This is a genomic window from Gaoshiqia hydrogeniformans, from assembly GCF_049347105.1.
Classification (GTDB): domain Bacteria; phylum Bacteroidota; class Bacteroidia; order Bacteroidales; family Prolixibacteraceae; genus Gaoshiqia; species Gaoshiqia hydrogeniformans.
In genome coordinates, this window is record NZ_CP186334.1 from 1,384,801 (window position 1) to 1,404,203 (window position 19,403).

General features: G+C 48.1%; 12 protein-coding genes and 1 tRNA gene. 2 read left to right on the plus strand and 11 right to left on the minus strand.

Going from position 1 to position 19,403, the window contains the following annotated elements; genetic code table 11:
* Positions 1–154: 154 nt before the first annotated feature.
* From ACOIT5_RS05670 to ACOIT5_RS05685, 4 genes are all read right to left on the minus strand, one after another.
* Positions 155–1,369: an MFS transporter gene (locus ACOIT5_RS05670; protein WP_423129499.1), complete on the minus strand. Its 1,215-nt coding sequence runs from the start codon at positions 1,367–1,369 to the stop codon at positions 155–157.
* A gap of 61 nt (positions 1,370–1,430) precedes the next feature.
* Positions 1,431–3,194 carry a class I mannose-6-phosphate isomerase gene (locus tag ACOIT5_RS05675; protein ID WP_423129500.1) on the minus strand — a complete coding sequence of 588 codons (1,764 nt, stop codon included), beginning with the start codon at positions 3,192–3,194 and terminating at the stop codon, positions 1,431–1,433.
* 5 nt (positions 3,195–3,199) lie between these two features.
* Positions 3,200–5,569 carry a GH92 family glycosyl hydrolase gene (locus ACOIT5_RS05680; protein ID WP_423129501.1) on the minus strand — a complete coding sequence of 790 codons (2,370 nt, stop codon included), beginning with the start codon at positions 5,567–5,569 and terminating at the stop codon, positions 3,200–3,202.
* Between the two features lie 30 nt (positions 5,570–5,599).
* On the minus strand, positions 5,600–8,740 hold the full coding sequence (locus ACOIT5_RS05685; RefSeq protein ID WP_423129502.1) for a GH92 family glycosyl hydrolase: 3,141 nt from the start codon (positions 8,738–8,740) through the stop codon (positions 5,600–5,602).
* Between the two features lie 220 nt (positions 8,741–8,960).
* Between ACOIT5_RS05685 and ACOIT5_RS05690 the strand changes: the two genes are divergently transcribed.
* Positions 8,961–9,692, plus strand: a complete 732-nt coding sequence (locus ACOIT5_RS05690; protein ID WP_423129503.1) for a GntR family transcriptional regulator — start codon at positions 8,961–8,963, stop codon at positions 9,690–9,692.
* Between the two features lie 6 nt (positions 9,693–9,698).
* Here the strand turns inward: ACOIT5_RS05690 and ACOIT5_RS05695 are convergent, their stop codons facing one another.
* From ACOIT5_RS05695 to ACOIT5_RS05725, 7 genes are all read right to left on the minus strand, one after another.
* Positions 9,699–9,971, minus strand: coding sequence for a hypothetical protein (locus ACOIT5_RS05695; protein ID WP_423129504.1), 273 nt, complete (start codon positions 9,969–9,971; stop codon positions 9,699–9,701).
* Positions 9,972–10,080: 109 nt separating this feature from the next.
* Positions 10,081–10,154: transfer RNA gene (locus ACOIT5_RS05700), tRNA-Ile, on the minus strand.
* Between the two features lie 153 nt (positions 10,155–10,307).
* A complete protein-coding gene (locus ACOIT5_RS05705) occupies positions 10,308–10,967 on the minus strand; it encodes a lipoprotein signal peptidase (protein WP_423129505.1) in 660 nt (219 codons plus the stop codon).
* Positions 10,968–11,042: 75 nt separating this feature from the next.
* A complete protein-coding gene (locus ACOIT5_RS05710) occupies positions 11,043–11,420 on the minus strand; it encodes a TraR/DksA family transcriptional regulator (protein WP_423129506.1) in 378 nt (125 codons plus the stop codon).
* A 114-nt stretch (positions 11,421–11,534) separates the two neighbouring features.
* Positions 11,535–14,987 (minus strand): isoleucine--tRNA ligase, encoded by a 3,453-nt coding sequence (gene ileS, locus ACOIT5_RS05715; protein WP_423129507.1) that lies wholly within the window; start codon positions 14,985–14,987, stop codon positions 11,535–11,537.
* 404 nt (positions 14,988–15,391) lie between these two features.
* Positions 15,392–16,750, minus strand: coding sequence for a Gfo/Idh/MocA family protein (locus ACOIT5_RS05720; protein WP_423129508.1), 1,359 nt, complete (start codon positions 16,748–16,750; stop codon positions 15,392–15,394).
* Between the two features lie 61 nt (positions 16,751–16,811).
* Entirely contained in the window at positions 16,812–18,341 is a 1,530-nt protein-coding gene (locus ACOIT5_RS05725; protein WP_423129509.1) for an SUMF1/EgtB/PvdO family nonheme iron enzyme, read from the minus strand.
* A 360-nt stretch (positions 18,342–18,701) separates the two neighbouring features.
* On the opposite strand from ACOIT5_RS05725, the gene ACOIT5_RS05730 reads away from it, so the two are divergent.
* Entirely contained in the window at positions 18,702–19,400 is a 699-nt protein-coding gene (locus tag ACOIT5_RS05730; RefSeq protein ID WP_423129510.1) for a ComF family protein, read from the plus strand.
* Positions 19,401–19,403: the final 3 nt, after the last annotated feature.

Here is a 19,403-nt window from a genome sequence, read left to right on the forward strand (position 1 = left end):
CTCAACCCGTTGAATGACAGACCCCGATCCGGCAACTCCCGGAGAGGATGAATCGATTAAGGACTTTTGATACAGCCTCATTTTTCTTCGGTTACGCCCCACTGCTGCCGGAATTGGGTTCATAGTCTCGCAGTGTGACCGCCCAGCCGTTGCTTTAGCCCGCGTTGGCAGACCGGTTGACGCCTGATGTCTTCTCGTTTTGAGGTTTCCCAATAAAAAAAGCGATGAAAAGCAGATACGACGCACCTCCTAAAATCACCAGAACCGACCCAATCTGTGAGCCGATTATATCAGAAAGCAAGCCCATAAAAAATGGAATGACAGCGCCGCCAAATACGCCGGTAATCATCAATCCTGAGATTTCATTCGCCTTATCGGGACGCGATTGAATAGCCATTCCAAACAAAATCGGGAACACATTGGCAATCGAGAACCCGATCATCCCGTACAGGCCGAAAATCAGGAACTTATCGCTGGGAAAGATCAAAATTACCAGGGCAATCATCATCACGACCACATTCATTTTGTAGAATTTCGATGAAGAATATTTTGCCAACAAAAAAGCGCCCAGAAAAGCCCCGATTGTACGAAGGGCAAAATAAACGCTGGGGCCATAACCTGCCTCGATTGAGTTTAACCCAGCTCGTTCCATTAATATTTTCGATGAGGCCGTGTTGACACCCACATCAACTCCCACTACGAACAAAATACCAAGAAACAACAGAAAAATAGTTTTATCTTTCAAGATGGCTGCCACACTGCCAAATCCGGTTGCTCGCACAACAATCCCGTCTTCGGCAATCGGGATGGCCATTAGCCAGATGGTCGACAACAAGGTAACTACGGCATAAATGGGAAAAATGTACTGCCAGTTTCCGAATTGAGATGCCGCAAAAGCAGCAATAAACGGGGCGCTAAACGATGAAATAGCTTTTATAAATTGCCCTGCCGTCAGGCTACTGGTCAACTGATCTCCCTTTACCACGTTGGTGAGCAGCGGATTCAATGACACCTGCAGGATGGCATTGGCAACTCCCAGCAAAGCAAATGCAACCAGCGACATCGTGAAGTTGTATTCAATCAGAGGGATGAACATTGCAACCATCGTGATGACATTGCTCAATACAACCGTTTTTTTCCGTCCAATCCGATTCATCAAAATTCCGGTCGGTATCGAAAAAATTAAAAACATGGAGAATAAGGCCACCGGTATCAGGTTGGACAACGTGTCCCTGAATTCCGGGCTATACCCGCCCAGCAGATCTTCTTTTACATGTGCCGAAGTAATGCCGACCACATCGCAAAAACCCATCACAAAAAACCCAAAGAGTACAGGAAGCATTTTTTTATACGACATTTTCTTTTCCATCGTCGATCGTGTTGAATCGTTAATTTTTTTGATTTTGAAGATTTTATTTATTGCCCGGACATTATTTCATAAAAGCGACTACCAGCATGGCTTCTCTTCCGGAATTGTTTGTGATTGTATAACTATTTGCCGCTGCCGGAACCACGAAAGTTTCGGCATACCGGAACCTGTCTTTTTTCCCGTTTTCCGATTCGATGGTCACCGAAGTGCCTTCGACCAAACTCAGCACCTGGAATTTTCCGTTTGTTTCAATTGTTACTTCCGAATTGAAATGATAGCGGTTCACCCGGTACGAGTGCTTTTCGTGGGTAGGCAGTTCGTATAACTTCCAGTCGGCGCCTTCCTTTTTCAAGCTGGGTTCCGAAATCAATTCTTTTTTTGCTTTTTCGCCTTTTCGGTCGAAATAAAGGTTTTTCATCCCGTGTTCAATATTTAGCGGCCGCGGTTTTCCATCCAGGTCGGGGCGCACCCAGTCGTACATTTTAAAGGTGAAAATATACGGGGTGGTGCTGATTTCCAGTACCAGATTGTCGATTCCCGAAGCGTGAATGGTTCCCGGAGGGATCAGGAACAGATCATGTTTTTTCGCAGGATGTTCCTGTACAAAACGGGTAATGTCAAGGGATTTATTGGTATTGAAACTTTCCCGAAGCGCCGTTTCAAACTTCACAGGTTCAACGTCTTCCTGAAAACCCAGATAGACTATGGCATCATTCTTTCGGTCGAGAATATAATAGGTTTCTTCCTGGGTCAGGTTCTCGCCGAACTGTTCGCGGCAGTATTCGGGGCGCGGATGGCACTGCACCGAAAGGTTGCCGCCGTCAAAGGTGTCGAGGAAATCGAAACGGATGGGAAACTCGTCGCCATATTTTTTACGGTCGGTTCCCAAAACGGCGTCGCCTTCGCCAAACATCAGGAAATCGAAGGAGACTTCGAGCAGGTTCCGCGAACTTTCAAACACAATCCCGTTTTCAGGCGTGATTAACTCGAACGACCAGGCATAATTCGCAGCCTCCTTGTTGAGCCCGTCAATGTGATCTTTGATCCAGGTTCCGCCCCATACGCCGGGTTCGAACCACGGACGGGCACGGAAGAAATTGGTTGCCATCGTTTTCAGCCCATTGCGTAACTGATCGCCGCTCATCCATGGAAAAACCTCGGGTTGCTGCCCGTCAACAACGAGGTCAATGGCGTTCAGGATTTCTTTTTTATGTTTGTTCAGTACCACCCAATCGACAAAATAATACCGTTTGTACATGGTTTTCATGTCGAATGTCTGGCTGGCACCAAGGTTCGTGATGCTTTTTGCCCTTGCCCTGAACTGAAGTTCGTTTTTGGGAAGATCGATGTAGATCAGCAAGCCGTTCCATCCCGACAACCCGGCCCCGGGGCCGTAAATAATGTTGATGTCGGCGGCAGGGTTTTGCTGAAAGCCATGCAGCTTTTCCTGGTCAAAAAAATCGGTTAGCCCGATGGTAGCGCGGGTACCGAAAATCGAATCTTCGTCGCCCATGAACGGGACAATCAATTCATCGATTTCTGTCTCGGGTTTGAATGCTTCTTCAATATTTACCCAATTCACATTTTTACCCAAAGCTTTTAATTCGGCATCCAGCCGTTTGCGAAAATCTTCGTAAAAAACGCCGATGTAGCCATCGACAATCACCACCTTCTCCGACGCAATTGCCCCGGCAAGCGATTTTAAATCATGTGAAATCTTCCCTTCTTCCAGTTTTAACGACGGATAAATATCATATCCTGACGCGACTTCTTCGCCTTTCTGAAAAGGCATTAAAAACTGGCTTGTACTTCTTCTCTCTTTCATACTGACTATTTCAAATTAAGATTGGGCTCACTGCCCAATTTGATGATTAATTCGCCGCCTTTCACCACTTCGCGGAAAGGAACAAAAACAGATTTAAGCTCTTTTCCGTTTAACCCAATTGATTGAATGTAATGGTTGGACGAAGAATTATTCTCGGTTTTGATGGTAAATGTTTTGCCTTTGTAATAATCACCGTTCAGTTTGATGGTGACTTTATCGAACAGCGGGCTGCCGACCTGGAATTTCGGATCGGTTTCGGTGAGACCTTTCACATCGAACAATCCGATTGACGACATCACGTACCATGCGCCCAGTTGCCCCTGGTCTTCGTCCTGTCCGTAACCGTAGCCGTGGATACCTTCGGTTCCGTAAAACTCGTTGCAGATAGCCCGCACCCATTTTTGCGACAACCAGGGTTTTCCGGAGAAATTAAACATCCATGATACATGCAGGTTGGGTTGGTTCCCGTGATTGTAAAGGGTTTTTAGCCCGGCAAAGGCATCAACCTCTTTGCCGCCCCCGAAAATATGTTTCTGCGATTCGATGAAAATGCTGTCGAGGCGGTTGTTGAATGTTTCCTGTCCCAATGTTTCAACCAACTCTTCCACATGGTGCGGCACATAAAAGGTGTACTGCACGGCATTTCCCTCCTGAAAGCCGCGCCACGGCGCCAGCGGGTCAAAATCCCGGATAAACTCACCTTCGGTATCTTTCGGGCGGATCAGCTTCGTTTCTTCGTCAAACAGAAGTTTCCAGCCTTTCGATAACTGGTTCAGCTTTTCATAATCATCCTTTTTCCCCAACTGTTTGGCAAACTGGCCAACCGCAAAACTACTGAAGGAGTATTCGAGGGTATGTGAAGCTCCAAAGCCGGAACCTTCCTCCACGGTACGCATGTTAAAACGGTCTTCATACGGACAATAGCCCCGCTCAACAAATTGCCGGGTGTCCATTTTCCCGGCACCTTCAATCCGGCCTTCCCAGCCAATTTCGTTTTTCAAAGCCGCTTCGTAGCCCAGTTGCACATCAAAATCGCGGATGCCGCAGTTATAGGCCGAGGCAATTGCCAAACCGGTAAAATTCGTTCCAACGCCCGATACATATTTACTGCAGGCAATCCCGTCTCCCAGCCAGCCGGCATCTTTATAAACCAGCAACTGGCTTTGCACCCAGTCGGAATAATATTCGGGATAGGCCACCGCCCAAAGCTGAGTAAGGTTCCAGAAGGCGCCCCAAATCGCATCGGTATTATAATGATGATGGATTGGCTGCCCTTTGGCGTTGAGGGCGATCTGCCCGTTTTCACCATTGTTTTTAGGATAAGCGCCGTTTACGTCGCTGGCCAGGCCGCGGCCCAGCAAGGCATGAAACAAGCCGGTGTAAAATTTTACTTTATCGTCCTCGTTGGTCCCTTCAACGGTGATGCGGCCCAAAGATTCCTCCCATGTTTTCCGGGCGATTTTCAGGGCTTTGTCAAAGTTCATTTTTTTTGCTTCTGCTTCGAGGTTCATTCGCGCATTCTCAATTGAGGTGTACGAAAGGCCGATTTTTATTTCGATGGCTTCGTTTTCTTCGGTATCGAAGGTAAAATACAGGCCCGCGCCAACTCCTTTTTCTTCGCTTTTGTCCGGGGTGATTTTATCCTTCACAAAACTTCCGAATGAAGCCGGCTTCTTGTTCATCTTCCCGGAAAAGTACATGCGTACATCAGCGCCTTGCTGGTATTTATTTACATACACCGGGTACGTGATCACGTATCCTTCAATGCGGTCATCGCCTGAATACGAAACCCAGGCATCTTTCACTTCGCCGCTTTCGCCCTGTTTGTTGCCAATGTCGAACAGGATATTGGCCTGATTGGTTTTCGGGAACGTGTAGCGGTGAAAACCCACCCGCTTTGTGGCGGTGAGTTCGGCTTTCACCTGATAATCTTTCAGCAAAACCGAATAATAGCCGGGTTGAGCGATTTCATCCTTTTTATCGAAGCGCGAGCGGTAACCTTCATCCGGATGATCGAGCGCTCCGGGAACCGTCTGTAAAGCGCCAACGGTAGGCGCAAGCACCACGCCGCCCACCTGAAATTCGTGGAAATTGGCAAACCCTTCGATGGAAGTATGCCTGAAATCGTAGCCAACAGCCTGCCAACCGTCGGCGTTTCCCAGGTGAGCATCGGTTGAGGGGGCCAGTTTCGCCATGCCAAAAGGCACCGCTGCCGGGGTATAAAAGAACCAGCGGCAATGCGCTGTTCCGATATTGGGATCGACGTAATCGATTGGTTTCGTTGGATACTTCGCTTGTAACGAAAATCCAGAAATGAAAACAAAAAGAAACAATACCAGCCCAAATTCCGGGCATTTTAAGGTTCTAATACTCATAGAGGTTATATTTTACAATTAGACAACAGGCTATTTTTCTTTTTCTGAAGGTAATTCAAGCCCCCAGTTTTTGTTTGGCTGGTCACCCATAACAAGGGTCAGCTTTCCGCCTTTTAAAAGTTCGCTGGCCGGAAAACGGAACGAGTCCAGTTTTTTCCCGTTCAGTACGGCACTCTGCACATAAATGTTTTTGCGCGAAGTATTTTTCGCTTCGATGGTAAATTGTTTGCCACGGTTGTAGCGTTTCCCCAGGTCGATGACAATTTTTTCGTACAACGGACTGGCAATTTCGTAAACCGGTTCCGCGCTGCACCCGCCGTCCGTCTGGAAAAGCCCGATGGCAGCCATAATCAGCCAGGCACTCATTTGTCCCTGGTCTTCATCACCCAGATACGCGTTTGCCAAACCGCAGCCATAATATTTCTCGATGATCGACCGGCTCCAGCGCTGTGTCAGCCAGGGATGACCGACCCAGTTGAACAGGAAGGCAAAGTGCATCGACTGCTGGTTTCCTTGTACCACCGGGTAGTCCCAATACTGGTCGTTGGGGGCATTGTAACGCCACGGCTCGCTGGCTTCGAAGCCCCAGTTCAACCGATCGACAAAAGTATTTTCACCCATCACTTTTGCAAGTCCGGGAACATCCTGCGGCACAAAATAACTTAACTGCCAGGCATTTCCTTCCACATAATGGTGGTTGCGGCCCGACTGGAACGGGTCGAAGGGATCGGCGAATTTTCCGTTGCTGTCGCGCAATTGGGCATAGCCGTTTTCAGGGTTGAAAGCATTTTTCCACCATGCGCCCCTTTCGGAAAATACTTTGTAATCGTGGGTTTTCCCCAGTGCTTTGGCATACTGGGCAAGCGTCCAGTCGTCGTACGAATATTCCAGCGTATTGGAGAAACGCCCCAGGTCGGATGGTACATACTTGTATTTCAGGTATGGCACCAGGTCGCGGTTTCCGGCAAAGCCCCCGGCCACCTGTGTTGCCGGCGTGGTCTGCATCTTTTTCATGGCTTCAAACGCTTTTTCGGTATCAAAATCGCGGATACCCATCTGGTAAGCCCCCACAATCAGCGGGATTTCGTGTTCGGCCACCATCACCGGGATATATTCCATGCCTGCCGGGCCTTTTGCCAGCCAGCCGTTCACATCGTACATGGCCAGCTGCGAGTTGACCCATTTCGACGACCATTCGGGAGTTACCAGGTTCCAAAACTGGTTGAGGTTCCAGAAGGTGTTCCAGAACGCGTCGCAGCCCAACGCCAGGTGATCGGGATTGACGAATTTTTGTTTGGTTTCGTCGGCGGCGATCCATTCCCCGTTCACATCGCTCCAGGTGTTGCGGCAAAGCGAACGGAAAAAATTACTGTAAAAACGGACCTTTTCGAGCCGGTTGTCGGTCGTGATTTCAATTCGCGACAAATAGCTGTTCCATACGTTTCGCTGGTTTTCCACCACAGCAGGATAATTCCAGCCAAAAGGTTCCGAAATTTCTTTCGCGAGATTCTCTCCCGCATTTTTGATGCTGACCAGCGAAATGCCGGAACGGGCTTGTACCACATTCGATTTTTGGGTGTCGAATTCCACATATGCCCCGGCATCCTTCAGGTTTTTGCCTTTGATTTGATCAGTTCCGACCAGTTCGTCGTTGATCCAGCCACCCATCTTTTTGATCGGCTGATCGAATTCAATCACAAAATGGACAATGTATTCCTGATCGGCGTCGTTGCTCCACACGGTGGGACGGGGCGAAATCTGGTGGCTTTTTCCTTCAAGACGGTAATCGCTAACTTTCATGATTTCAACTTCAGTCAATTGATAGTCATATTCGGAAGGAATATGTAAATCAATCATTACCCGGCCATCTTTTTCTTTCGGGAAGGTGTATCGCTGAAATCCGCAGCGGGTGGTGGCGGTCATTTCGGCCCAAATATCCGTATCGGTCATATATACTTTATAATATCCCAAGGGCGCTTCTTCCGTGGTTTTGTCAATCCGCGAGCGATAGCCCGAATCGGGATCGAACTGATCGCCGACTTTTATCTGCAGTTCGCCATTGGTGGGCATCATGCCCAGCCCGGCCATGGTCCATTCGTGGATATGGCTAAAACAGCCAATGGACTCAAAAGTAGGCTGGTAACCCGACTGCCAACCGGTATTTTGGTTGTCGGGGCTTAGTTTTACCATGCTGAAAGGCATCCACGGCCCGGGAGCGATCATCCAGCGCGAGTGTGCCGTCCCGATGCGGGTATCGACATAACCGGCCGGTGTTTGCAACTTTTGTGGCGCCCTGACGATTGTTCCTTTTTCATATTCTTTCCCGTCGACCAGAATCCGGTAACTGCTTTCTTTCATTTTCGAAACAGGGGGCATTGGAACCTCCAACTGGTAACGGGCTGTGTCCAGCACAGCGTTGTACACCTGCTTTCCATCCAGCTCAACAGCCAAGCGGGGATTTCCCGACAAATGTTCCACATCGACCAACAGCGGCTGAAACCGCTTTTTCCCCGACTGCAGTTCGTATCCGGCAGCTTCAACCGAACGGACGAAAACCTGCTCGTTATCCGTCAGCACCACGCCATCGGGGCCTTCAAGCCGCAAATGGTCAAAAACCACCCACGAACCTTCCAAAATGGTAATCGTGAAACAGTTACCTCCTTTTTTGATAGTGCCGCTATCGAGTGGAATTTCAAGAATTTGCTCCTTTGATTCTGCTGCGGTTCCGGTGAGCGAGGCGTCGGTTCCTCCTTGCAATAAAAATTTGTTGTGCTGCGAATTGACGCTCACTTTCAGCAGCGATTTTTTCGGGTTCGCATCCAACAGGTCAACCACCAGTTTCCAGTTTCCGCCGGAAGGCAGTTCCTTCACCCCAAACAAAATATTGACCTCGTGCGTCCGCCAGCCCGATGTTCCCCAGGTTCCGCCCCAGGTATCGTCGGGACCGGGCAGTACGTACGGGAAATCGTTTTTCTCGGTTGACCTTCCAATTAAATAATAGCGGTCTTCATAACCAAAATCTTTACTCAGGAATTTTTTGTAATCCGAGGGGCCTAAAGCCAAATCTGCCGAAGAATTATCATTTATACCAATCTTCCAGACTATTTCGGCCTGAAGACTGGAACAAAACAACAGCATAATTGCAGCAACGGATACGGCCAGTTTTTGCATATCGGTCTATTTTAATGTTTATAAAAACCTACTTGTACTAACATTTAAATATTTGTTCAAACATACGAAAATTTATTCAGTGTGCAATTCTTTTCAATCTGCTTTCCGCTTCAACAATTTTACGTTCGATACTTCTTGGTTCAACGCAGGAATTCTTTTCACTTACTTTAAAAACATTTTATACTTTTAACTGAAATTTAAGCGTCCCATTTTATTTGCTATGAAATTTGAAGTCGATCACAATAGTTCAACTCCCCTGCACATGCAGGCCGAAAAACTTTTACGGGATTTAGTTGCCAAAAAGGAATACCAGGAAGGAAAAATGCTGCCCCGCGAGGTAGAACTCTCCAAACAGCTGGGCATTTCGAGAAATACGCTGAGGTACGCCATCCTGAAGCTTGTGAATGAAGGTTTATTGTCCCGCAAAAAGGGCTATGGTACCAAAGTCTCAACAACAGGCATCTCGGGCAGGGCAAAAAACTGGTTAAGTTTTTCGCAGGAAATGAAAGCGCTGGGCATCGCGGTTCACAATTTTGAACTTCATGTCAGCTGGCAGGAACCGGAAAAAAGAGTCCTTTCATTTTTCGACCTCAAGCCGGAAACAAAACTACTGACGCTTGAACGGCTTCGTGGTAAAGAAAATTTCCCCTTTGTATTTTTCATTTCCTACTTCAACCCCGAAATTGGAATGACCGGAAACGACGATTTCAGTCGCCCGCTATACGAGATTCTTGAAGAAAAATATAAGGTAAAAGCGACTTTTTCGTACGAGGAACTGAGCGCCATTAAAGCAACTCCCTTCCTGTGCCGGAAACTAAATCTTTCGCCTGACGAACCTGTTCTGTTCCGCCGCCGCTTTGTGTACGACGAAAATAAACGCCCGATCGAGTACAACCTGGGGTATTACCGGGGCGACAGTTTTGTGTTTACGGTCGAGAGTGAGCGGAAATAAACCGGATTATTCCCCAAAGATATTTTTGATTACCCCTGCTTTCTGACAACTGGTACATCGCCAATAGATTTCATCCAGTTCACAACTGATCGCTATTTCAATCGTTCCGTGACATTTTTTCCCAAAACACCGGATGTAACTTGATACAAATTCCTCATTCATCGATTCAAGGGCTTCATCGATAACCAGGCGGAAAAACGAAGTAATTTCCCTGGTTTTCTTTGGCAGATGCTCCCAATGAACATCCAAATTTTCAAAATCATCCTTCGAATCCATCATAGCTATATTCAGATGCGTGCAAGTCAAAATTAGTGGTAATCAAAAAATATCCTCAGTGCAAATGAAAAAGAGCTACAAACAAAAATGCTGTAACTCTCTGATTTATACGTGGGCCCAACTGGGCTTGAACCAGTGACTCCCTGATTATGAGTCAGGTGCTCTAACCAACTGAGCTATGGGCCCTACAATATGTTTTGACGCTTTATCCGATCCGGAGATCGGCTCCCGCGTTCGGGAGCAGGTCGTTATCGCGTGCTTTGTTGTCCCGATTTTCGGATTGCAAGTTTACAACATTAGCTGAAAATACACAAGCAAAAAGCCAAAATTCACCCGAGCTTATTCTGCTTCATCCGTTTTATCGGAGCCACTTTCGATGGCGTCTTTAGCATCTAAGCGACTAAACAAACGCCAGTAGAAAATAATAATACTGAATATGCCAATGGTAATCGCCGAATCAGCCAGGTTAAAGACCGGGCGAAAGAATAAAAAATCCTGCCCTCCCCAGATCGGTATCCAGGCCGGGTAACGGCCCGAAATCAGCGGAAAATAAAACATATCGACGACCTTCCCGTGCAAAAACGAAGCATATCCGCCTCCTTCGGGAAACAGGCGGGCTACTTCTCCGTAGCTTTCGTTAAAGATCATCCCGTAAAAGGCGCTGTCGATTATATTCCCCACTGCACCGGCGAAGATCAGCGAAACGCAGGCAATAAAACCCATGGGGATATCGTCTCTTTTTGCCAGTCTGAATAAATACCATCCGATACCGGTTACGGCAATAATCCGGAAAATACTCAGAAAAATCTTGCCGTATTCGCCGGCAAACTCAATTCCGAAAGCCATCCCGTTATTTTCAACAAAATGAATCAAAAACCAATTACCGATTACGGAAAACTCTTCGCCGAGGTACATATTGGTTTTAATCCAGACTTTCAGCAGTTGATCAACTAAAAGAATCAGGAAAATAAGCAGAATTGACTTTGTTAGCTTTGTCATGTTCTCAGGTATTCATAAAAAAATGATTGGAAGAACAGGTTTTTCCAATCATCATTGTTTAACAGGTGGTCTTAATTACTTTTGATTATTCTTGGCGTCAATGCTCAGGGTGGCATGAGGCACGGCACGCAAACGTTCTTTCGAGATCAGTTTCCCGGTTTCCCGGCAGATTCCGTATGTTTTGTTTTCGATGCGGACCAGGGCCGCCTGCAAATGCTGAATAAATTTCAGCTGACGTTGCGCCAGTTTGCCGGCTTCTTCCTTCGACAGGGTAGCGGCGCCTTCTTCCAATACTTTGAAGGTAGGCGACGTATCCTGGGTATCATTCCCGTCACTATGTGTAATCGAATTCTTATACATTTCATAGTCTTTCTGAGCTTTTTCAAGCTTACCTAAAATAAGCTCTTTAAATTCCGCCAGCTCAGCATCCGAATATCTGGTTTTTTCTGTCATAGCTTCAAAGATTTAAGTTCGTTATTCCGCTATTAATACAATAGTCCATTCGGTTTCTAAATTATAAAATAAATTTGAATATGAACAGGTCTTTAAACATACCCGCATCCTTTGTTATCCCTTTTTTTCAACAAGAATGCAGGCCTCCACGTCCTGATCAATTTCAACCAGAGTTCCCGATCCGTTTTCCAACCGATCGACCAGTACCAAATCCTGTGCAAGGGTCTGACTGCTGATGTATTCTTTGAAGTTCGTAACCGCATCGTTATAATACTCATGTTTAACGATTTTCAACGAAATGCGGTCAGTAATTTCAAAGTCGCTCTCCTTGCGTATATTCTGTATTTTATTGATGAATTCGCGGGCAATACCTTCCTGCTTCAGTTCATCGGTTACATGAATATCGAGGGCAATGGTCATCTCGCCTTCGGTAGCAATCAGCCAGCCGGGAATATCTTCGGTGGTAATTTCCACGTCGTCGGTTGACAAGGCCACCGTTTGTCCGTCGATATTCAGTGTGTGAACACCGCTTTTTTCAAGTTCAGAGATATCAGTCTGGCTGAATTGGGAAACCGAAGCGGCAATCTGTTTCATGATTTTGCCATATTTCGGCCCCAGCGTTTTAAAGTTGGGCTTGATTTTCTTTTTGATGATGCCGGCAGTGTCGGTCAGGTATTCAACCTCTTTCACATTCACTTCCGAAAGGATGATCTGTTCAACCGCCTCGAATTGCCCGCGGAAACGGGGATTCAGAACGGGCACCATGATTTTTGCCAGCGGCTGGCGCACTTTCAGCTTTTCCTTCCGGCGTAAGCCCAGGATCATGGACGAAGCGCGCTGGGCAATATTCATCTTCTGCTCCAGGTCTTTGTCAATCAGCAACTCATCGGCAAGCGGAAATTCAGCCAGGTGGACGCTTTGGTCGGGCTCTTTCCCGGTGAGCTTATTTAAGTCGGTGTACAGCAAATCAGCATAGAAGGGGGCCATCGGCGCCGACAATTTAGCTACGGTTACCAAACAGGTGTACAACGTTTGATAGGCCGAGATCTTATCGTTATCGTATTCGCCGCCCCAGTAACGTTTGCGGCTCAGGCGAACAAACCAGTTACTCAGGTTTTCGTTTACAAACTCTGAAATGGCACGTCCTGCGCGGGTTGGCTCGTAAGCTTCGAGGCTCTCGCCCACTTCTTTGATGAGCGAATTCAGCAGGGAAATGATCCAGCGGTCGAGTTCCGGGCGTTTGGCTACCGGAATTTCAGCTTCCTCAAATCGGAAACTGTCAATGTTCGCATATAGGGCGAAGAAGTTGTAGGTGTTGTATAAGGTTCCGAAGAATTTACGCCGCACCTCGTCTACCCCGGCCACGTCGAACTTCAGGTTATCCCAGGGCTGCGAATTGGTAAGCATGTACCAGCGCAGCGGGTCGGAGCCGTATTTTTCGATCGTTTCGAACGGGTCGACGGCGTTACCCAGACGTTTCGACATTTTGTTGCCGTTCTTGTCGAGCACCAAACCATTGGAGATGATGTTCCGGAAAGCCACCGATTCGTCAATCATGGTAGCGATCGCATGAAGCGTGAAGAACCAGCCACGGGTCTGATCTACTCCTTCAGCAATAAAGTCGGCAGGGAACACACCACGTCCTTCGGCTGGCTGATACCGCTCTTTGTTTTCGAACGGATAATGGTTCTGCGCATACGGCATGGCGCCCGAGTCGAACCAAACGTCAATCAGGTCGGGTTCGCGGAACATTTTTTCGCCATTGCCGGCAACCAGCACAATGTCGTCTACATACGGACGGTGCAAATCTATTTTTTCGTAATTCGTTTTATCATATGCTCCGGGAACAAATCCTTCGTAAGGATTTTTACTCATCACACCAGCTGCCACAGCCTTCTCAATTTCGGCATACAAGTCTTCAACCGAACCAAAACACTTGGTTTGCGAACCATCTTCGGTACGCCAGATGGGTAACGGTGTTCCCCAAAAACGCGAACGGCTCAGGTTCCAGTCCACCAGGTTTTCGAGCCAGTTGCCAAAGCGACCGGTTCCGGTTGATTGCGGTTTCCAGTTGATGGTATTGTTCAGGGCAATCAGTTTGTCTTTTACCGCGGTTGTGCGGATAAACCAGCTGTCGAGCGGATAGTACAGCACCGGTTTGTCAGTACGCCAGCAGTGCGGATAGCTGTGTTCATGTTTTTCAACTTTGAAAGCCTTATTCTCTTTTTTCAGCATTACCGCGATATCCACGTCAACGGTCGAATAGCTTTCATCCAGCAAATCGTCATATTCGTTTTTCACATAACGGCCGCTGAATTCGCCGTATGTGCCGGTATTGACGTTTGAGGTCACAAATACCGGATCGAGGTCTTCCAAGCGGTAAAAACGCCCTTTACGGTCGACCAGCGGCTGGGCTTTTCCTTCTTTGTCGGTTACCAGCAAGGGGGCAATGCCGTGTTGCTTGGCCACGCGGTCGTCGTCGGCGCCAAAAGTCGGCGCAATGTGCACAATACCGGTACCATCTTCAGTGGTTACAAAGTCGCCGGTGATCACGCGGAAAGCATCACCATCGGGTTTTACCCAGTTGATGAGTTGCACGTAATTCACGCCGGCCAGTTCTTCCCCGGTATACTCTGTCAACACCTGGTAGGGAATTTTCTTATCGCCAAACACGTACTCTTCAAACGAGAGTTCTGTATTTCTTGGATCGAAGTGACTGTACAGCAGGTCTCTTGCCAAAATAACCGTCATCGGTTCGCCGGTATAGGGGTTGAATGATTTCACCTTGAGATAGGTAATTTTCGGGCCGACACACAGCGCGGTATTTGAAGGCAGTGTCCAGGGAGTAGTTGTCCAGGCCAGGAAGTACAAGGGCGTATCCACGCCTTCGTACAGGAACTCCGACTTTTCGTCGCGAACGACGGCAAACTGGGCAACAGCTGTGGTGTCTTTCACATCGCGGTAACATCCCGGCTGGTTCAGCTCGTGCGAACTCAGGCCGGTGCCGGCAGCGGGCGAATACGGTTGAATGGTGTAGCCTTTATAAAGCAGGCCTTTGTCGAACAGCTGTTTCAGCAACCACCACACCGACTCGATGTAGCGGTTATCGTAGGTGATGTACGGATCGTCCATATTCACCCAGTAGCCCATTTGCCGGGTCAGTTCTTCCCACTCTTTGGTATATTTCATCACCTCGCGGCGGCAAGCGGCGTTGTATTCCTCGACGGTAATTTTGGTTCCGATATCTTCTTTGGTGATCCCCAGCGTTTTTTCCACGCCCAACTCAACCGGCAATCCATGCGTATCCCAGCCGGCCTTTCGGTGAACACGATAACCTTTCATCGTTTTATAGCGGCAAAACGTATCCTTAATGGCACGGGCCATCACGTGGTGGATACCCGGCATTCCGTTAGCCGAAGGCGGCCCTTCGTAAAAAACAAAGGTCGGGTTGCCTTCCCGGGTTGAAATACTTTTGTGAAAGGTATCATCGTCTTCCCATCTTTTCAGCACATCTTTGTTGATTTGGGAAAGATCTAATTGTTTGTATTCACGGAATTTATCGCTCATCGGATTCCAGTTTTGACCTGATTTTAAAAAAAGAGTACAAATATAGAAATTTTTTAGCTACGGCGGAACGTGCAGCAAAATGGACGGGCATTTCGGAGGATTTATAACACGGAACAAAGCCGGCCCGGGTTGGAGGTTGAAAAAAACTCAGGTCGTTCTGAGAAAATCCTAACGTGGTTTTGAGAAAAATCAAACGTAGTTTCGGACAAAACCACACGTGATTCTGATTAAAACCTGCTGTGATTTCCTCAAAAACCACAGCAGGTTTTAAAAAAGGTAATGCTACATTCAATTTTCTATATGCTTTACTTCAGCTTTCACGCAGAGTGAAGCCCTCAGTTGTAAAAAGAAAAGCCCGCCCCGGGCAGAGCAGACTTTCCTGTAATTTATTGGATCATTTACGCTTAGGCGTTTGGGTCGGCCGCTTCGCCCGAAACCGGGACGGTGGCAACGCCAACAATGCCGACATCGCCCATCACATAAGTTTTCGGGCCAAGTTTCATGTCGGAGTTCATCATTTCGTCCCAGCTGACTTCTTTCCCGGTGTAGGCCGACACGCGTCCCATGATGGCCACCATATTGCTGGCGGCAGTTGCTTCGGCTTCGTTTACGGGAATATTTTCGCGGATGCAGGTCACCAGGTCGATGTGCTCCTGCACGTACGGGCTGATTTTCACATTCCGCTCGGGCTGCCCGTTGGCATCCAGCGGGTAAGGATACTTGAACAGCTCGGCGCCGGCGGCGTCCCAAATAGTATCCTTACAGTTTGATGAGCCTTTGGTGCCCATCACAAACTCGGAAACATTGTTGGTACAGCCATTAATCTGGCGGCACATACTGTGCATGTGCATCCCGTTGTCGTATACAAAATCAACGCTGAAATTGTCGAACTGGTCACCGGTTACGCGGCGCTGGCGCGAACCGAAACCAACGGCTTTTGTCGGGTATTTCCCGGTAAACCAGTTGATCACGTCGATGTTGTGAACATGTTGTTCCACGATATGATCGCCCGACAACCACAACCAGTTCACCCAGTCGCGGATCATGTATTCCATTTCGCTCCAGTCGGCATTGACATTGCGGTGCCAGAGTTTCGACTGGTTCCAGTAGCAGTTGGCGCTGACAATCTCGCCGATGGCGCCGTTGGCAATTTGTTTGTACACCTCGATATAATCGCGCTGGTGGCGACGTTGGGTGCCGGTAACAATTTTCAGCCCAAGCGACTCGGCTTTTTTGGCCGAGGCCATGACCTGGCGGATCCCAACCGGGTCGACAGCGACCGGTTTCTCCATGAAAATGTGTTTGCGGGCTTGTACGGCCGCTTCGAAATGCTGGGGACGGAAGTGGGGCGGGGTGGCCAGGATAACCACGTCGACCCCCGAATCAATGACCTTTTCGAAGGCATCGAACCCAATAAAGATATTCTCATCGGCAACCTCCTGGTTGGCTTGTTCTTTCAGCTTTTTCCGGCAATCGTTAATGCGATCGGGAAAAACATCGCCTAAGGCATGGATGGTCAGGTTGGGGCCCGCGCTAAGAAAATCGAGTGCCGCGCCCGATCCGCGTCCGCCGCAACCAATGACGCCGGCTTTCAGCGGTTTGCCGTCAGGAGCCTGGTCCAACAGGGGAGGCAGGTTCAGCTCAACTGTTTTTTGCTTTTCGGCACACGAAACCAAGGCATTGGCGCCAATGATACCAATAGCTCCCGCTGCGGCAGCATTGGTCAAAAATCGTCTTCTCGACAGGCTGGATTGTTCATTCATGATAAATCAAGTTTAGTTTGTACGGTATAAATTGAATTTATTTTTAATGGTCATGATCCGGTTACCGGGTATTTCCCGTTTGTTCGTCAAATTCGCAAACTACGCGGAACCCAACGGTATTTACATCGGAGTACCACCAAATACTTTTGGGGAGCTGCGGGTCGGTTTTCAGCCAGGCCTCGCTTTGCGTGTAGCTTCGGGCAGCGCTGCGTAAGTCACCCGGTGTACTTTTAAAGGAGCCTCCCCGAACAACGCGTTCTGTTCCGGCAGCAGGACCTTTGGGGTTGAGCGCGCCATCGGTAAGTTGCTGATAGGCATCCGGGGCATACCAGTCCTGGCAAAATTCGCCCACGTTACCCGGCATGTTTTTCAAACCAAACGGATTGGCCCGTACCACATCAGGCAGTTGAGTCCTGGCCAGGCTGTTCTTCTCATAAACCACAAAGGAGTTGATATGGGTGGTATCGGCGCCAAACAACTTATTCCACAACTTGTCGGTTGAAAATTTTTTGGGATCGCCTTCAAAGAAATACGGCGTTTGCGTGCCGGCACGGCAGGCATATTCCCACTCGGCCTCGGTTGGCAGGCGGTAGTTTTTACCGGTTACTTTTGACAGCCAGCGGCAATAGGTTTCGGCAGCATTATAACTCATGGTAATGGCCGGACGTTTTCCCAGACCCCAGTTTTGGTCGGGCTGGCCGTATGGCGGCGTTGGCCCTGTGATGGCATCCACTTCGATATCGGTCCGGGAACCTTCGGTATCCGAACTGCGCCCTTCTGCCCCGGTTTGTGCATAAAAGGCAAGGTATTCATCCCAGCTTACTTCCACTTCGCCCATAAAGAACGGACTCAGTTCGACCCGCTTTTGCGGGCCTTCGTCGGCATTCCGGTAAGGCTCTTCCTGCGGGCTTCCGATCGTAAAGCTACCTCCCGGAATGGCAATCATGTTGAATGACACCGTGGTGTTTGGAATTTTCTCGGTAAAGGTTTCATGCGTATTTACCACCGTTGCTTCAGGATAAACCTCGCGGTTAATTTGCACCCCTTTCCCAAACCCGACATTACTTTCGTGTTTGGCATTCGGATTAAAGTGTCCGACAAACAGGTGGCAGTTGATGCAGCGAAGTTCATCTTCGCGCTGCGAATAATACAGGTGTGCTTCCTGCCCTTCTTTAGTCAGCGCCAGGGGAAATAAGTTGACGTGGCATTTGATGCAGGCTTCTTTATACACGAAATGCTGTGCCTCTTCGACCGTTGACTTGGCTTCCCAGTTAAAACTTTCGTGGTCCTTGAACAGGTAACCGTAAATGTCTTTCATCCCCAGACGCGCTTTTTCTTTCAGGTAGCCGTGTCCTTTCGGAGGCAAATGGCATTCGACGCATTTTACCTGAATGCCCGACGGATTGTCGTAGTGCGACGATAATTTCCACGACTCAAACACATGCGGGTGCACGTGGCACGATTCACAAAACTCGTTGGTAGAGGTATATTCAACTGATCGGTTAAATCCGATCAGGACAAGGATTCCAAAGGAAAACCCGATAAATAAAACAAGCAAAATCCTCTTTTGGAAAAATTTGCGAAGGCTCATAAGCATAGTCATTTTCTGGTTAATCGTTTATTAAGTAGTAGCCTCCAAATTTAGTAAAATACTTATTTGAACCGACTTAATCCTGGAAAAAATGCGGATAAAACGAGTTGATTTCCCCAAATCGGCATAAAAAAAGGTTGCCGGAACAGCAACCTTCTGGGAATAACGAAAAAGGGAGTGCGGAAAGTTTAGAAGACAATTTAAAACTACAATTCTATTTCCGGTTTTGTGTTGTTTTCTGATCACAAGACGGTTACAGAATGATTAAAATTTCCGGCACATCTTACCGGAGAGTTACCAACAATCAGCATAAAATGATGTATCTTTTATGGTATCAACTACCATATGAAAGCCCTGAATATGAAAACACAAAGATCAAATCTGTTCGATTGCTTTCTGGAACTGATTTTCCCGCGTATTTGCGTGGTTTGCGGCCAACGGTTAATTCAAACCGAACAACACCTTTGCCTGAGTTGCCTGCTCCACCTGCCCCGCACCAATTTTCACACACAACGCGATAACCCGATGGAACGGCTGTTTTACGGACGCGTACCGATCGAAAACGCATCGGCCTACTTTGAGTTTCGGAAAGGAAGCGATTATCAGAAGATTCTTCACCGGCTCAAATACCAGGGGCAAAAAGAGATTGGCGAATACCTGGGCGAACGGTTTGGTTATGAGATTTCGGGAAGCGATGTTTTCAGCAAAACCGATCTGATTTGCCCGGTACCGCTTCACCCCAAAAAGGAACGAAAGAGAGGGTACAACCAGAGTTACCACATTGCACTGGGCCTGTCGAAAGCCTTAAACACCCCGGTTGACCACACTAATTTACGACGAACCATTTACACCGACACCCAAACGCGCCGGTCGCGTTTTAATCGATGGCAAAATGTTGAAGGCATTTTTGATGTAGCAGATCCGGGACTGTTTGATGGCAAACACCTTGTTCTGGTTGACGATGTTATCACCACCGGTTCGACCCTGGAAGCCTGTGCCACGGCCATTTTAAGGCAATGCCAGGCGAAAATCAGTATCCTCACGCTGGCCATTGCCTGATCT

What these genes read in the sequence shown, in the direction of transcription:
- ACOIT5_RS05670 (WP_423129499.1), bottom strand. Translation starts at nt 1,369, where the DNA reads ATGGAAAAGAAAATGTCGTATAAAAAAATGCTTCCTGTACTCTTTGGG.
- ACOIT5_RS05675 (WP_423129500.1), bottom strand. Translation starts at nt 3,194, where the DNA reads ATGAAAGAGAGAAGAAGTACAAGCCAGTTTTTAATGCCTTTTCAGAAA.
- ACOIT5_RS05680 (WP_423129501.1), bottom strand. Translation starts at nt 5,569, where the DNA reads ATGAGTATTAGAACCTTAAAATGCCCGGAATTTGGGCTGGTATTGTTT.
- ACOIT5_RS05685 (WP_423129502.1), bottom strand. Translation starts at nt 8,740, where the DNA reads ATGCAAAAACTGGCCGTATCCGTTGCTGCAATTATGCTGTTGTTTTGT.
- ACOIT5_RS05690 (WP_423129503.1), top strand. Translation starts at nt 8,961, where the DNA reads ATGAAATTTGAAGTCGATCACAATAGTTCAACTCCCCTGCACATGCAG.
- ACOIT5_RS05695 (WP_423129504.1), bottom strand. Translation starts at nt 9,971, where the DNA reads ATGATGGATTCGAAGGATGATTTTGAAAATTTGGATGTTCATTGGGAG.
- ACOIT5_RS05705 (WP_423129505.1), bottom strand. Translation starts at nt 10,967, where the DNA reads ATGACAAAGCTAACAAAGTCAATTCTGCTTATTTTCCTGATTCTTTTA.
- ACOIT5_RS05710 (WP_423129506.1), bottom strand. Translation starts at nt 11,420, where the DNA reads ATGACAGAAAAAACCAGATATTCGGATGCTGAGCTGGCGGAATTTAAA.
- ileS (WP_423129507.1), bottom strand. Translation starts at nt 14,987, where the DNA reads ATGAGCGATAAATTCCGTGAATACAAACAATTAGATCTTTCCCAAATC.
- ACOIT5_RS05720 (WP_423129508.1), bottom strand. Translation starts at nt 16,750, where the DNA reads ATGAATGAACAATCCAGCCTGTCGAGAAGACGATTTTTGACCAATGCT.
- ACOIT5_RS05725 (WP_423129509.1), bottom strand. Translation starts at nt 18,341, where the DNA reads ATGAGCCTTCGCAAATTTTTCCAAAAGAGGATTTTGCTTGTTTTATTT.
- ACOIT5_RS05730 (WP_423129510.1), top strand. Translation starts at nt 18,702, where the DNA reads ATGAAAACACAAAGATCAAATCTGTTCGATTGCTTTCTGGAACTGATT.